Origin of the sequence: Lapidilactobacillus bayanensis (assembly GCF_003946695.1) — a bacterium.
Taxonomy (GTDB): Bacteria; Bacillota; Bacilli; order Lactobacillales; family Lactobacillaceae; genus Lapidilactobacillus; species Lapidilactobacillus bayanensis.
The window spans coordinates 1-15,484 of record NZ_RHOX01000018.1; the positions used below are offsets into that span (position 1 = coordinate 1).

General features: G+C 39.1%; 20 protein-coding genes and 1 CRISPR repeat array. All 20 genes read right to left on the reverse strand.

Going from position 1 to position 15,484, the window contains the following annotated elements; all coding sequences use genetic code 11:
- Window positions 1-274: 274 nt before the first annotated feature.
- Window positions 275-862 carry an ATP-dependent Clp endopeptidase proteolytic subunit ClpP gene (gene clpP, locus EKM65_RS07665; protein ID WP_125607231.1) on the reverse strand — a complete coding sequence of 196 codons (588 nt, stop codon included), beginning with the start codon at window positions 860-862 and terminating at the stop codon, window positions 275-277.
- Window positions 863-1,394: 532 nt separating this feature from the next.
- Window positions 1,395-2,085: a CRISPR direct-repeat array (repeat unit 30 nt; unit sequence ATTTACATTCAATACTCTTTAGATTAAAAG).
- Between the two features lie 148 nt (window positions 2,086-2,233).
- Entirely contained in the window at window positions 2,234-2,407 is a 174-nt protein-coding gene (locus tag EKM65_RS11275; protein WP_164506866.1) for a hypothetical protein, read from the reverse strand.
- A 530-nt stretch (window positions 2,408-2,937) separates the two neighbouring features.
- Window positions 2,938-4,056, reverse strand: a complete 1,119-nt coding sequence (locus EKM65_RS07670) for a GH25 family lysozyme (protein ID WP_125607233.1) — start codon at window positions 4,054-4,056, stop codon at window positions 2,938-2,940.
- Window positions 4,056-4,262 (reverse strand): phage holin, encoded by a 207-nt coding sequence (locus EKM65_RS07675; RefSeq protein ID WP_125607331.1) that lies wholly within the window; start codon window positions 4,260-4,262, stop codon window positions 4,056-4,058. Before EKM65_RS07675 ends, EKM65_RS07670 begins: the two co-directional genes overlap by 1 nt.
- Window positions 4,246-4,470 (reverse strand): hypothetical protein, encoded by a 225-nt coding sequence (locus tag EKM65_RS07680; protein ID WP_125607235.1) that lies wholly within the window; start codon window positions 4,468-4,470, stop codon window positions 4,246-4,248. The genes EKM65_RS07675 and EKM65_RS07680 overlap by 17 nt, the downstream gene beginning before the upstream one ends.
- On the reverse strand, window positions 4,460-4,792 hold the full coding sequence (locus EKM65_RS07685) for a hypothetical protein (RefSeq protein WP_125607237.1): 333 nt from the start codon (window positions 4,790-4,792) through the stop codon (window positions 4,460-4,462). Before EKM65_RS07685 ends, EKM65_RS07680 begins: the two co-directional genes overlap by 11 nt.
- An 86-nt stretch (window positions 4,793-4,878) precedes the next feature.
- Entirely contained in the window at window positions 4,879-5,010 is a 132-nt protein-coding gene (locus EKM65_RS07690) for an XkdX family protein (protein WP_125607239.1), read from the reverse strand.
- 1 nt (window position 5,011) lies between these two features.
- Entirely contained in the window at window positions 5,012-5,338 is a 327-nt protein-coding gene (locus tag EKM65_RS07695; RefSeq protein WP_125607241.1) for a hypothetical protein, read from the reverse strand.
- A gap of 11 nt (window positions 5,339-5,349) precedes the next feature.
- Entirely contained in the window at window positions 5,350-5,751 is a 402-nt protein-coding gene (locus EKM65_RS07700; RefSeq protein WP_125607243.1) for a hypothetical protein, read from the reverse strand.
- Between the two features lie 17 nt (window positions 5,752-5,768).
- Complete coding sequence (locus tag EKM65_RS07705) at window positions 5,769-6,608, reverse strand: phage tail-collar fiber domain-containing protein (protein ID WP_125607245.1); 840 nt, start codon at window positions 6,606-6,608, stop codon at window positions 5,769-5,771.
- A gap of 11 nt (window positions 6,609-6,619) precedes the next feature.
- Window positions 6,620-7,399: a putative phage tail protein gene (locus EKM65_RS07710; protein ID WP_125607247.1), complete on the reverse strand. Its 780-nt coding sequence runs from the start codon at window positions 7,397-7,399 to the stop codon at window positions 6,620-6,622.
- Window positions 7,383-8,534, reverse strand: coding sequence for a baseplate J/gp47 family protein (locus tag EKM65_RS07715; protein ID WP_125607249.1), 1,152 nt, complete (start codon window positions 8,532-8,534; stop codon window positions 7,383-7,385). The genes EKM65_RS07710 and EKM65_RS07715 overlap by 17 nt, the downstream gene beginning before the upstream one ends.
- Window positions 8,531-8,932 (reverse strand): DUF2634 domain-containing protein, encoded by a 402-nt coding sequence (locus EKM65_RS07720; RefSeq protein WP_125607251.1) that lies wholly within the window; start codon window positions 8,930-8,932, stop codon window positions 8,531-8,533. Before EKM65_RS07720 ends, EKM65_RS07715 begins: the two co-directional genes overlap by 4 nt.
- Complete coding sequence (locus EKM65_RS07725; protein WP_125607253.1) at window positions 8,932-9,276, reverse strand: DUF2577 domain-containing protein; 345 nt, start codon at window positions 9,274-9,276, stop codon at window positions 8,932-8,934. Before EKM65_RS07725 ends, EKM65_RS07720 begins: the two co-directional genes overlap by 1 nt.
- The gene (locus tag EKM65_RS07730) at window positions 9,276-10,301 is read right to left on the reverse strand and encodes an XkdQ/YqbQ family protein (protein ID WP_125607255.1); all 1,026 of its coding nucleotides are present in this window, start codon (window positions 10,299-10,301) and stop codon (window positions 9,276-9,278) included. The genes EKM65_RS07725 and EKM65_RS07730 overlap by 1 nt, the downstream gene beginning before the upstream one ends.
- A complete protein-coding gene (locus EKM65_RS07735; protein WP_125607333.1) occupies window positions 10,298-10,978 on the reverse strand; it encodes a hypothetical protein in 681 nt (226 codons plus the stop codon). The genes EKM65_RS07730 and EKM65_RS07735 overlap by 4 nt, the downstream gene beginning before the upstream one ends.
- 24 nt (window positions 10,979-11,002) lie before the next feature.
- Window positions 11,003-14,329 carry a tape measure protein gene (locus EKM65_RS07740; RefSeq protein WP_125607257.1) on the reverse strand — a complete coding sequence of 1,109 codons (3,327 nt, stop codon included), beginning with the start codon at window positions 14,327-14,329 and terminating at the stop codon, window positions 11,003-11,005.
- A 37-nt stretch (window positions 14,330-14,366) separates the two neighbouring features.
- On the reverse strand, window positions 14,367-14,516 hold the full coding sequence (locus EKM65_RS11280; protein WP_164506867.1) for a hypothetical protein: 150 nt from the start codon (window positions 14,514-14,516) through the stop codon (window positions 14,367-14,369).
- A gap of 44 nt (window positions 14,517-14,560) precedes the next feature.
- A complete protein-coding gene (locus tag EKM65_RS07745) occupies window positions 14,561-14,974 on the reverse strand; it encodes a phage tail assembly chaperone (RefSeq protein WP_125607259.1) in 414 nt (137 codons plus the stop codon).
- Window positions 14,975-14,999: 25 nt separating this feature from the next.
- Complete coding sequence (locus EKM65_RS07750) at window positions 15,000-15,473, reverse strand: phage tail tube protein (RefSeq protein WP_125607261.1); 474 nt, start codon at window positions 15,471-15,473, stop codon at window positions 15,000-15,002.
- Between the last annotated feature and the right edge of the window lie 11 nt (window positions 15,474-15,484).

Sequence of the window (15,484 nt, forward strand, 5' to 3'; positions counted from 1 at the left end):
TTAATGGTGGTATTCTTATGTTGGGTCATGGAGTTGTCCTTTCTTGAGTTTAGTCACTTTAAGTGTAGGTCTCCATGACCTATTTGTATACTTTTGGTATAGTTATTTGGTGTTGCACTTGAATTGTAAATCCGGGAAATAAACTTTTTCACATAAACGGCTTAAAAATATTGAGATCTCTTACGCATATTTGCGTAAAAAAATAGCCGTCCGGCAACAGACGACTATTCTTGTGACTAATTTTTATCAAGTTCTAAACTGAGACTATCCGCGATTACTTGTCTTGCATATTGGTCATAATTTGATCAATCAAACCATAATCTTTAGCTTCTTGAGCAGTCATGTAATTATCACGTTCAGTATCTTTTTGAATTGTTTCGATTGATTGACCAGTTGCATCGGCCAAGATCTTATTCATCTTTTTACGCGTCTTTAAAATTTCTTCGGCCGCAATTTCAATTTCAGTTGCTTGACCCTGCGCGCCACCTAATGGTTGGTGAATCAAAACTGTCGAATTAGGTAAGGCATAACGCTTACCCTTTGTGCCAGCTGCTAATAACACGCTAGCCATTGATGCAGCCATACCAATTGCAATTGTCGAAACGTCGGATTTAATAAAGTTCATTGTATCCATGATTGCTAATCCCGACGTAATCACACCACCAGGAGAGTTGATATAAATTGAAATATCCTTTGTTGAATCTTGCGCATCTAGGAAAAGTAACTGCGCAATAATTGAGTTAGCTGTCTGATCATTGACTTCACCAGAAAGCATGATGATACGATCTTTTAGCAAACGGGAATAAATATCATAAGCACGTTCGCCACGAGATGTTTGTTCAATAACTGTTGGCACTAGCATAGTATTGCCTCCTTAATTTCATATCTAATAAGTTTAGTCCGGCACCAATATATTAGCACTCAAAGAACTACTTTGCTAATTTAACACATTAGTCAAACTAGGTCAAACAATAGAACTCTACTTTTTGCTTTTTATTGATAATCTTTACTGACGAGATAATCTCACGCTACGCACAAACTATCCTGCATAACTCACCTTGATATCCAGCATCGAATTATCATTATTAGTGATATTACCACTCTTAGCAGAGCTTCCGTTAATGATATGAACTGATGATTATCTGTACACCGATTGCTAAATGTAAATTTCTCTTGAACGGTACGTTAGGCATTTCAATAAGCGTTTATTGACACGTGATCGTAGTCGACTTGATTTTATCTCTGACAAGGAATGGTACTGATTGAAAGATTGCTTTGTGAGCATTGTTGTTCTTGTGTTAGGACCTAGTAGCATTAGGTTTGATACACTATTACTCTTTAGATTAAAAGTGTATCAAACCTAATGCTACTAGATCAAATGAGCCAAATCCTGAATTTACATTCAATACTCTTTAGATTAAAAGGAGAGAGCTTTACGGTTTGCCCAAACCAAGCAGAGGATTTACATTCAATACTCTTTAGATTAAAAGCCGGTTGGTGTGACTGTACCCGATGAGCTTAATTGAATTTACATTCAATACTCTTTAGATTAAAAGCTCTGGCTTACGTTTAGTTTTTCAGCCAGCATTGGCATTTACATTCAATACTCTTTAGATTAAAAGAATTGCAGAAGGTAATGCTAAAGTAGCGTCAATTTTATTTACATTCAATACTCTTTAGATTAAAAGGGTGCTAGTTAGTCATACGCCCGAGAAGTCAGAATTATTTACATTCAATACTCTTTAGATTAAAAGTTAGACCAGCGAACAGCGTCCACGCCTCTATGGATATTTACATTCAATACTCTTTAGATTAAAAGTCTGTTGAGCGAGTTTCACGCCCCGAACGTGCAATTATTTACATTCAATACTCTTTAGATTAAAAGCTAGAAAGGTTGTCCCAGTACCTAGCCTGTGATTCGAATTTACATTCAATACTCTTTAGATTAAAAGCGCTGGTCGGCTTATTTCACGCAGAACGTGAACATTATTTACATTCAATACTCTTTAGATTAAAAGTTGCTCCGACTTTGAGCACGTTAATGATGGCTTATGAATTTACATTCAATACTCTTTAGATTAAAAGACCACATAGATTTCATAGCATTAGATAAGGGTTCAAGTAGCAGAATCTGTCCATCACAACAAAAATTATAAAAAATATTGAGAATATTTCTTTAACTCTACTACATGTATCATTTTATCAGCATTATTCCTATCTGTCGATCTCCACGTCAATCAACGGTATCGTACATCGACAGAACAGAACATTGGATCATTTCCATCGCGATATCATTCTTCCTTTGATCCAGAATACATCTTTTGATCGTCACCTCTGTTGGTTGGTCTGGAAGCGAGTTGCGATCGTTGTCTAATTTAATTTGGACGATATCAGGTTTGTTTGCCATATAAAAAACACCTCACCATTTATTATGATGAGGTAATTTTACCTTGAATAGGTCGTGTTTCACAGACGGTCGGTTATTAACTGCTTACGTTATTAACTGCTTACCCACCTACAAAATTACTCTCTTTTCTATCCGATTATAGGCAAGCAAAAAGCCTAGGAATCAACATTTGCCAATTCTCTAGGCTTCTAGCTTATTTTGAAAATGATGTAATTATACCGGTGATCGCAATTTCATAGATTATAAACATATTGATATACATAGGTTTTTCTCTAAAAACGGGTAACTTTGGGTAACTTACTTATTATAGGTAGAAACACAAAAAAGACCGCCACTCTTAATTGAATGGCGGTCTTTATCGTGGGCAGACGGTTGACGAGGCCGTCTATTAATACATACAACAAAATGCGTTAAAACAACTTAATTAATTGCAAAAAAATAAGCCTACTCTTAATTGAGTAGGCAAAGAATAGTGAGAGCATCAAAATCTCACTTTGATATATTATCAATAATTGTTGTGTTTAACAACGTTATTTAACTCGTAGCTTTTGGCCAGCATAGATTAAATTAGCATTCTTCAAGCCATTGAGACTAACGATTTTAGCAACTGTTGTCTTGTACTTAGCTGCAATTGCTGAAACGTTATCGCCTGATTTTACGGTGTAGTAAGTAGCTGCACCCTTATTGATGACTGCTTGCACACCGTTGTAGTAAGAACCAAGTAGTTTTTTGCGTGTGTCACCATTTCCGTAGTGACCAGCCTTAGTTTCATTAGCAAGAACAATATTTGTAATATTAACTGATGCGCCAGCAAGTTTGCGGTTAACAATAGCTTGAACCCCAGCGGCATACTTACCCAAAAGCTTAGTTCTAGTAGCGCCTGAACTAACCTTATTAGCAATGACATCATTAGCCATTTGCTCAAGCAATTTCCCAGCCGTTGAGTAAGTAACGTTGCTTGGTGGTGTACTTGGCTTAGGTGGCGTTACTACATTTGCTTTAGCATACGCTTGCCAAGCTTTTTTATCACCATAGAAAACATTTAAATCTAAATACTTATTCATTGGATAACCGCTCAAATGACCAGTAGAACAATACTGGAAGATGGCCATATTTGACCATTGCGTTAACGTTCCATATAGTTCACGCGGTTTGTATCCCTCTGCTGGATTACCTGTTCGATTATATTGAGCTAGCCATAAGCCATGGTTTCCTTTCACAATTGAAGAAAAATCCAAAGCATAATTGCCGGTAACCCATGCAAGGCTTGTATAGAACAACGCTTTATTGCCTGTTTTAGCATAAACTCGATCTAACCAAGCCTTACCGTCGGCAACACCTGCTGCACTGTGCAAGCTATCACCTGTTTGGTCGTGTTCAAAATCATCAGCAAGAACTACTTTACCAACATAATTTCCAACGTTTTTTAGAAAGAAGTCAGCTTGACCGATCGGATTACCTTTATGTTGATAATGGTAAAGACCGACAAGCTTGCCGGCCTTTAATGCTTGATCACACCAAGTTTTCCAATACGGATTAATATAACTAGTACCTTCTGTGACTTTAATAATAACAAAATCGTATTTAACTTTGTTGAGATTAATTCCTGCTTGATGACTTGCAATATCAATACCGTTTAATGTAACCATTACTTCTTACCATCCTTTTTATATTGATTAGAGCTAATCATGAATAACGAGCCAGCGAACGTTGCAACTGCTGCAATTGTGGCTGTAATTGTTTCGGTATTAAAACCATAAATAGTACCTAACGTTTGAATCAGAACAACTGCAGCAGGAACTGCAATAGTCAGACTCCATTTAAGATGGTCATAAACTTTATTTGGTAACTTCATCTTTCTCATCTAACTCCCTTTTTAATTCATCAACTTTATCCTCAGCTGCTAACCATTTATTGTGAAAATCATCGCGATCTTTAGCTGCTTGGTTATATAACTTTTCCCATTCTTCTCGCTTAGTTTTGTGACGTGTTAACAACCAGGTAACGACAGCTCCAATGGAACCAGATAAAGCGGTGATAATGCCAACCCAATCATTTTGCACCGCTATCACTCCTTGCAGCTAGAATCATAATGATCGCTGTCAAAGCAGCGTTAGAAATCCAAGGCATATCTAGTCCTAAAAAGCACCAATGTAAAAATTGATAAACAGTTAGTACAAAGAAGAAGCCGCCCGATACTGTCAATAAAATGTGATCCCATCGAATTGAGCGCTGATCATCAAATGCCCACCAGATGAACCCAACGCCAACGAGAATCATTGAAAAACCGATAACATTATCATTAGCAACCGTTGTAATAATTCCCGGTGGCCATTGGAATAACGTATCGTGACAAACTAAAAAGAGACCAATGCCGATTTGCACTAGCCCCATAACAGTATGAATTGGATTTTTTCCTATACGCTTAAATATTGAAATCACTTCCTTTGTTGCAAGATCAGAAACGCCGACTATGCAGCGTATTCTTCGCCAGTGATTTCTTTGAATTGATCGGCAGTAATCATTGCAGAGACAACGAACACTTTCATATCCTCAATTTTATAAAGACCCATTTCAAAATACCGTTTAATATAGATATACATATTAGTTTCCTCCCTTTGCGTTTGCAATTTCTAACATAATTTGTGCGTTGAATTTATCCTGTGCTGCTCTATTAGTAGCATCGGCCATCAATAACTGAGCATTGATTTTATCTTGTTCAGTTGGTTGCGTTGGTTCAGGTTCAGGCTGATTAGCCAGCCATTCCTCACGAGTGACGCCTGTCCAATCTGAACCGGTAAATGTTAACGGCTCATATAGACCATCTTGTGGTCGAATATCTGTTGCGTTAGCAGGCAATTGATAATCATCATCAACCAACTCTGAATGATCTAACTGCCGTTGATCGTTGTATAAATAGATTAATTTCATTATGTTCCTCCTTAGTTAACAATTGCAGTAATTGAAATTTTAATTGTTGTTTTCGTAATATCTGCAGATGTTTGAATAAGAATAACGCTTCCGTCATTGTTTAACGAGACATTAGCAATATTCGTTGAATCCCCCGCATTCACAACATAATGCAAATTAGTCTTTGCATTATTTCTATATACGTTCACAGGTAGTGTTGCAATCACTACATTAGCATCGACTGTCTCAGTTGCGCTAATTGATCCACTAATTTGTACAATGTTAAAACGCCGTCTAAACTGCATAGTACCTGTGAACGGTGCATTAATAGTAAGAGATACCCAGTTAGTGTCCGCATCAATATTTTTGAAGTTTTGATTAACAACTGTATCCCAGTTGGGTTTGCCGTGTTCGATTGGTGTATATGTTGCCATGTTTTTTCCTCCTAATTTTATTTAAATGTCACATTTTCAGCTCGTATTCCGACTGTGGAAACGCCGCTTGTGAGATACACCCACTTCTTATCCGAACTTAATGTTGTCGAAATTGTATTGAAATTAAAGTCTGGACAATATTTCTTAACCAATTCGTTGTTAACTAAGAATTGTACTGTCCCGTTTGCATTTGTAAATTGCGCTTGAATTGGTACTTCATTTGTTTGCTTAACACCGAAATAACCATCTCCAGGTTGAGCAACACCAGCACCATATTGATACAAGAAAGCCCTAAACGATGGAAAATCATCATTAGATAGACTTCCTAGGTTTAGATTTCTAGTCGAGCCAACTGCAGTAAACAAATTTGATTGATCAATTCTTTTGTTTAAATCGTTAATATTATTGATCGTTGCAGTTGCACCTGGATCAACAACTAAATTAACCTGGTCAGCATTACCAATTTCAGTGTAAATCTTAATGACAACACCAGTCTTTGAAACACCGGTGTCAGCCGGGATATAGCCATTGACCTTAGCGCTAGCTACTGAGTAGAGAATTTCACTCTTACCAGCTTCCTTGGCATAAAGGCCGATAGTATTGATGTAATAACCGGTCTTAATGCCAGTATTCTCAATGCCACCTTCGGCTGTAATCGTTGAACTGTTGTTAGCTTTAACCTGAACGGTAGTTGTTTGTTTAACTTCAGCTAATGCCGTTAAACTTGCAAGCTGTGAATCAGCATAAACCTTTGTACTTGTTGCAATCTTCGTAAACGTTGCAGTTGTTGAACCTGTCAGCAATTTGGCCATTAAGCTGCGACCTTGTGCAGTGATAACTGATTGTTTGAACTCCATGTATTCACCTCCTAATTAATTTCTACTATTTCTGTGATGACTTGATGTTGATCAACATCACTATCATTTTTAATACTGCTACTATCATGATAGTCAGCAGTCAATAACTGGCTCATAGTTGAGACATTGACATTAGCGGTTAATATTGTTGATTGAACGTCAACTGAGCCAATATAATCTCCTGTAATTATTTGGTTTAAAGTTGGAATATCAGCGTTAGACATCTTAACAATTGATTTGATTTCAGTTGAATCATTATAGTCTTGCGTTATTGTGACCACTTCAGTTGGTACAACACCGCTGGCCATAAAGATATTACCGGTCGATTTACCGTTAAAATTATTACTCATTTCAAGAACTAAATTAGCAGGCAATATCTGATTCAAAAAAGTATCAAGTTGCGCCATCTCTCCTTGTTTTTCGAGCTGAGTATTAATGACTAACTGATACCTATCGTTAATCAATTTAACTGTTGATTTAGGATCTAAGCTCAAAAGGACTTCTCGTAAATAGCGCATTGTATACGGCCGATACATTGATAAGAACATCAACAATCTGAAACGACGCATTTCGATTGAATCGCCGTTATCAGCTTTTAAACCGTACATCTCTTCAAAAATTGAAAGTCCTTGACTATCAGCGATTGAAATGAATTCATTAGCTTCAACCTGATCAACAATTCGTTGTAATTCATCAAGTTGCGGTTGTTCAACTGACGTCAATTCGTGCATTTCGTAGATGCCGTCATAGTAATCTGGCAACAAGTCGGTTAGCCTAATTAATTGGCTCATTGATTGTCACCTCACCTAATAATGGCAGCTGCGAAGTTGTATTTGTCATAGTTAATTGAATATCCTGATCGGAATTATTAAGTAACAGATTAGTTGCATTAATAATTCCAGGAGTTTTTAAGATTGTAGCCAGAATTTGAGAACGGTATACAACAAGCTTATAGTATCGTGATCCAGTCGGGAGCTTATCCCATGACTTTCGTAGTGTTAACAGATAATCTGCCAAAGCTTGCTTAGTTGAATTAATCACCGTGCTATGGTCAGCCGCAGGATCTAACTCTAGATCAACTTTGATATTGACATTAGCAGCGGTTGGAACAACGACAGTCACAACGTGGCCAATTGGAGCTAATCCATAGCCTTCCCCTGAAACATCAGTCGGATCAATTGCTTCTTTTACTTCTGAAATAAGCTGCTGGCTTGGAATGTCAAAACTATTATTTAAAATAACCAACTTAACAGTGCCGCCACCATTCCATATTGGATAAACCTGAACAGCACCAACATCACCCAATTCTGAAACCATCTTTTGATAATCAGCAATATTTCCACCATACGCAACATCAGATGGAGCTTTCAAAATTCGTTGTCGAAAGTCTTCATCGCTCTCGGCATCTCTTGCAGGCACTGAAATAGAAGTAATTGTTGCAGTTGCAAGTTCATCGTTCGGAGTGATTGGTAAAATCTGGCCAACATAGTGATTAGCCTCTGATCCGCTTGACTCACACGTTAGTTGAGCTGTACCATCGCCATTAATTTTAGTAACTGCGTAAAAAAACGGTGTAGCACCAATACTTGCAAAACGATCGCCAATCTCAACTACTACATTTTGATTATTAGCATCTTTGAATTCAGCTGTTGCTTCAGCATTTGTAGCTTCATATCGTTTCAAACCACGTTCAGCACCGCGATAGTCTAGAAACTCGCCTGATGCGGTTTGTGTAAATGTTGCAACAATGATGTTTCTCAAATTCATCGCAATCTCGGCATAACTGTATGCGACTGGTGCGAGTGCGTCATAGATTATCGAACCTTGTCGCGTATCAATCGTGTTTGGCACATGACTCAGGGCCTCATCAATAAAATAATTAAAATCATATTTTTCTAATTGTGTTACATATTCCTCTGGTGTCACATTGTCACCTCCACCTTCGTATCAAAATCGCCGAAAATAGTCTCAACAGTTACCTTTGCTTCCAATGAACTAGCGTCAATTTCTTGAATATCATCAACATTGACATTAACAACACGATCATCGCCCAACAGAGCTTCGTTGATCATTCTTTGAACTTCATTTTTAGCATATGGCATATCTTTACCAATTAATTCAATAAAATCATTGCCATATTGATCGTCATAGATTGGAAAAACAAAGCGCTCCGTTCGAAGTATCTTATCGATTGCTTGACGCATTGCTGTTTGTTCATCAATCATTCCTTGAACACGACCATTAACAACTTGATAGGTCAAAGTTGGCAAAGTAACTTCTTCAATGCTATTTTCGATTTCATCTTGAAATAAATCATTGTCCATCAATCACCAGCTCCAATCTTCTCAAGAATATAGAACGACTGGCCACCGTCACTGCGAATCATTGCAACGCCTTCGCCGACTTGGAGCGACTCATCAACCATGACAGTTTCCGTTCGTTGAATATCTTTCTTGTCTTCATTAATTCGATCAGGATAGCTGAGCTTGACCTGGTGTTTTGTGACATGTAAACCCAACGTTAATAGACTTGCAGGCAAAATCATATTGTTGGCCAACTGAACTTGCAGCGGGCTTGTGCTGATTACACGACCAAAAACAATGTCGGCATACTCGTTTGGCTTACCGCCACGACTATTCATCATTTTTAATAAATATTCCCCAGCCATTACAAGCTCACCTCCATATCAGTTGTCCAATTCTTAGAACTAAAATTCTGCGTGCACGTCTGAACTGTGACAATTGGTTGTTTGATACCAATATCTCCCAAGCTAGCAACTTTGAGCACAAAAATAGAGCCAACTTTGAAGTAAAGACTACCGATAGCAGTTACTTTCATAGATGACTCCTGAATATTGTGTTGTTTCAACAAAGATTGAGCTTGAGATTTCATTTGTGCTGAGTTCATTTTATCATCATTGACTTTTTCAACGATTTGCAACTTACCCCAACGGCTAATCGTGCTTGAACTACTAGCAGATTGAGAAGTGATAACCGTATTATTTGGATCATCAGAAGCGGTTGCCGTAGTCTTACCAGCATCTTTCTTCGAATTCTTAACGACTTTAACCACATTGGCTGCATCGTCAATACTACGATCATATTCCCAACTTGTGGCGATACTTTTATCACCGACGATTAGAACTTCACCAGACGTTTGAAGTAGCATTGCGCACAACTCAACGATTCCGAAATTATCTCGAATGAAATATCTTTCTTTAGTAGCCGTATAAACTGACTCAATATCTTCTTGAAGCATTGAAAAGAAACTAACACCGTCACTGACTTTAGCAGGTAGCTTATAATTACTCCCTTTAACAATGCGATAAGGAATGCCAGCTGACTTACACATTGTCGTAAATCTTTGTGTCAATGTCGAAACTGGCCACACTAACGAATCTTGATTCTTCAGATAGCGCATATTGTCATATGCCACACAACTAAAAACCTCATCGCTAGTGTAGTTAACTTTAAAAATATGACCAAAGAAAATCTTTTGATTGTCCCATTCGAATCGAACTTCATCACCATTTGATGGAACGAAGCCCTCATTAACTTCAAACAGGTCAAAATCCAGCTCACCTGCTGCAAAATTACCATCTGTTTTTAAAGTGAAATCATCTTTCACCAACTTACGAACATCCCAATAATTTTCTGACTTGCGAGAATGGATTTCAAATTTTGTGAGTGTCATTTAGCTTTCACACTCCCAGCAGTTACCCAGCCACGCCAACCGCCATTCAGCAATGTTACATGGTACGGATATTTACGACCTTTTGCAATGAAATTAATCTTGCGAGTAGCATTACGCTCGGTCACACCTGGGCCACTGCCATACGAATCACGATGTAACCGACCATTAACAATGACGGTTGACCCAATCCCAATCTTTTTTGGAGGTTTGGGCCGTGGCGCCGGTTTCTTAGGCACTACCTTTTGCTTGATTACTGTTTTGATTGCTTTAATTTCATGATACTCAGTGAGTGCTAACGTATAGGCATATTCGTTAGAATTGCCGTCCTGAAAGCCATATTCAAACGATACAATGTTGGCTGACAAGTTCATATGCGTACCAGATAAAACTACTCTAACAGGCTTAGAACTATCTTTTGCAGCGTTCAACCAATCAATATACGCTTGAGCAGAACTCAATAATTTTTGAGCTGTACACCAAGGTGCTTGTTTGGGATTAACTGGCAAGGTTGACTCTATACTGAGATCGATTGCTTTGTTCAATCCCATTCGATTAATCTCGCCTAAGCCAAGAATAACAGCCTTTTCGCTGTCTTTCTCTTTTTTGATGAGAAATTCGGCAGGCGCCACTGGCAGCTCGATTGTTTTATTCTTACTGTTTGTTAAATAAACACCCATGTGTTCCAAGTTTCATCATCTCCTTTAGGCAAGTGAAGCATCATGCTTCTGCTTCAAATAAGCTTCAATTTTTTCAACAATTGTTTCAGCATCATCTGGATTAGTATTGCCATTAAAGACAAATGCGCCCTTTTCAACGATAAAACGATTATCAGAATTGCTACTGTTCTGAGATTGTGAGTAAGTTGTTCCGCCGCTAGGCGTTAAACCGTCAGGTGTATGAGTTGTAAATCCATCTGTCCCATCTATATCACCGGTGATCCCGATTGATGAATCACTTGGTAATCCCACTAATGCACTCGCAACAGTTCCGACTGCACGAGCAGCGCGATTGAAACCTTTAGCAAGTAAATCACCAGGATTAGAGCTCAACAGACTTGACGTATCCAACTGTCCTAACGAAACGCTACTGAATGCGTCCGTAACTTTGCCAATCACTTTGCCTGCAGATTGACGAACCGCACGAGCACGATCACTAATCCCATTTGAATAGCCTTCCATAGTCCAACGACCATATTGTTTCATCAAACGAGATGGTGAACCAATCTTCAACTTAGATTTAATCCAATCAACAGCACCGCCGATAGCACCAGAAACAGAACTAATGATATTATTAGCCATACTCTTAACGCCGTTTATGAATCCTTGAATCAAATCACTACCCACAGAAACTAAAGAATCTGCAAAACCTTCAGCTGCTGAAACAGCGCTTTGAATACCACTTGAAACTGCGTTAACAACGCCGTCCATTGCGCTGGTGATTGCGGAAACTAACATGGTTCCAGCCACAATAAACGCCGTGGCCAAACCAATTACTGCTGCACCTAAAGCTGATAATGCTGCGGCAGTAACGCCAACAGCAGCCGCAACTAGAAGCATGCTGACTGAAACAACAACTAAACCAGCGCTTAACGCAACAGCTCCGGCAGCGGCAATAACAGCCGCAACACCAAATAACGTTAACCCAACTGCAAGTGCAGCAATAGAAACGCTGGCCATTAATGCCATCGGTGCAAGCATCATCATTGACGTGCTCATCATCATTAATCCAGTAGCCGCTAGTAAAGCATACATACTTACTAGTGGTAATGAAACTGACAGTAATAGCATGCCAGCACTGACAAGCAACGTGCTGACACCTAACAGCATCATACTTGCTGACAACAGCGCCAAACCAACCGTTAGAACAATTACAGCCGCACTCATAACTAATAAGCCAGCGCCAAGCACGATCGCACTAGCACCGGCTAAAATGGCCACTGGAGAAAATAATAATAGTGCTCCAGCTAATGCTACAAAACCGGTAGCAGCACTTGTCACAAACGCAGAAATAAGTGGCAAGGTTACGGCAATCAAAAGTAATCCAACTGATGCCACAATCAAACCAGCACCAAGCATTAATACGCCAACCGCAGCAACCATAACTGCAACACCTAACGCTGCTAAGCCAACAGCTAATACTAAAGCTCCGGCGCCTGCCACAATAGCCGCGGGCCCAAAAAGAATCAGAGCTCCAGCCATTGCCAAAAATCCACCTGCGGCAGTAGTCCCATATTGAGCAATAAGCGGTAATACAACTGCAATTAACGCTAAACCAGCAGCTGCAATTAATACTGCTGCACCAATGATTACTAGACCGACACCAAACGCGATCAATCCTGCTGAACCAGCTAATAAGGCAGGTCCGAGTAATACAGTGACTGCTATGAATGCACCAATAATTACGATCAGAGCACCTAAAGCAGCAACAGCAGGCCAACCAGCACTCGCTAATTGAGTAGCAGCTTGAACCATGATCCATAACCCGGCAGCTGCTAATACAACAGCTCCAGCAATCATCAATAATGCACCAGCAGCTTTAAGTAACCCAGTTGCAGAAGAAGCAGCGGCTGCGCCATCTGGCAATGGCAGGCTAACTTTTGTTTTACCTAATTTGCCAATTACACCAAGAAAACCACTAACACCACTAGCTACTTTACTTACTGCTTTGAACGCAGCCATTGCAATAGCTAGAGCGGTTAACCCCTTTGCGAGCGAATTAACAGTTGCTGGTGGCATTTTGTTGATAACATTAAGCAATGTGACAATTCCTGTAACGATTAACCCTTTAGTACCGCCTTTTAAAACAACAATAGCAGCACCCAAAGCAGCCAATGTTGCTGGGTCAAGGTCCCCAATAGCAGTAGCAATTGCACCAATAGCCTTAGCTAAACCGCTGATTGTACTGCCAACTCCAGAGCCTAATGTTTTCAGGAATGCAAACGGATCTTTCTTGCCTGTTGATTTATCCAAGCTTCCCATAGCTGTTTTAATCTGATCAAACATTTTGGTAATTGACTTAGCAGCACCAGAATCAGAAAAACCACCAGAGAAAGATTTCCATCCTTGCTGAATTTTTCCAAAAATAGCAATCGCCTTATCTGCCAAACTATCAAAATTAACTTCTGAAATTTTATCAGTAATACCACTGATGGCCGTAATACCTTTTTGATTAAATTTGTCAAAAGCGTTTCCTAATTTATTAACAACTGTTTCGCGCAAACCATCCATGGCTTGACCCATCGTTTTATAATGGGTGGCCATATCACTAAAAGCGTCGTTCGTACCAGTCTTTGAAATAGCATCAAAGAAATCCTGGGTTTTAACCTTACCGGCTTGGATATCCTTAATTAATTGGCTTGTGGACTTGTGCATCGATTTAGCAACAGCTGACATGCCGGCAGGAGTTTGTTGTAGCATGAGCTTAAAATCTGCCCACTGAACTTTCGGCAATGCAGCCATTTGTGTGGCTTGTTGGCTCAACGTCTTCATTGCTTGAGCAGGATCTTCAGAAGCAGCAGCTAATCCACCAAAACCTTTTACTAGCTGTGTAGTATTTTTTGTGCCGACTGCAGCTAATTGTGCGTATGTCGACGACATATCAGACGCAGAATAAATTGTCGCCTGGGCATATCCTTGCAAATCCTTTTTAACCGCAGCAATTTCCGCCTTGCTCTTACCCATATTGGTCATATTCCCGTTAAATGTTGACCAAACTGCAGCAGACTCACTAAGATCAGATATCAAGCCGGTTAATTCATTTTTAATTGCACCAATTCCATTTGAGACAGCCCCACTAATCAAGTTAGCGCTAAACACTGATTTAAACATGCTACCAGTTTCTGACAGTTTGCCCTTGACGCTGTCTAAGCCTTGGTTAATTGCTTGGCCAAACTTAGGTACTTTCGCATTGTTGAGTCCTTGGTTAAACCTTTCAAACGTTGAATTTGATTTATTCAGGCCACTATCTAACTTAGTTAAAGTTGATGAGAACTTGTCCTGAATTTCAATTGATGATCGAATTGTAGCCATAAATTACCTCCTTTCTAGGTTAAAGAAAAAAGCAGAGCTAGTGTTTTGCACGACTAGCCGCTGCTTTAGCTTTCTTTTCTTGTCTATTTTCTTCTTCAACCCGCAAATCAATTCCGGCAATAATTATGGCTTTTTCCCGACGTGGTAGTTCAGCCCACTGACTTGGCAATAAATGAAAATTATTCATTGCAAAAAAATAATAGGTGAAGTCATTACCCTCGCCGGCATCAATTAGTTTTTTACATCTTGTACCAATTCGTCCTCAGTTTCAGTTTCAAAACCGCTAATTTCTTGTACCTTTTCGCCAAGTTCAGCATACTCACCAACAAGTAACATTGCACGTAATGTTTCAATTGGCTTGCCTGGAGTACCATAAGACATTTGCAAGTCAGAATTATTAAGATCTGGCGTAACAACTGCTGCTTTAATCAGTCCATCTGAATATGCACTGGTGTCAACTTGTTGTGTAATAGTACCAGTCTGCTTATTATTAATCCGTTTAGTGCATGTCTTACGAATATTATCTGCTTCTGCTTGAGATACAGGTTTAATAACAAAAGGAGCGTTAAAACGATCGAATTTAACCTCAATAGTTTTTGGTTCTACTACGTTTTGTGATAAAAATGCTTCAACTGATGTTGCCATGATTTTTCCTCCAGAATTTTAATTATTAAATGCCTTTAAATGGTGTTACAAGTTGGACATCTTCGAATGTGAAGTCTGTTTCCCATTCCAAAGTTCCATCATCTGATTCAAGATCAAGGATTGGAATATCATCCAAGTTAACATCGCTTAATAAGACCGTTTGGGAGCCCACTGAGCTTGTTGTGTCATTAATGGTTGCATTGATACTGAAGTATAAATCAGCACCACCACGCAAGTAATCTAGGCCATATTTCATCCAGTTAGAATTGATTACATAGCCGGATAAACTGCCTGTACCTTTCATTGAAGTTGTCTTGTTGCCGGTCATACGACGGCCGATCACTTGGATTTCCTCTTTGTTCTTTTCAATCTTTGCTGACAATTCCTTGATTTCAAACATCGGAATGTTTTGGCCTTTAATCGTTGCAAAGACAACCGCCTCTTTAGAGGAAATTGTGTCTTTTGCATTCAAAAACTTTGCAGTATTTTTATCTGCCATTTTGTCCTAAC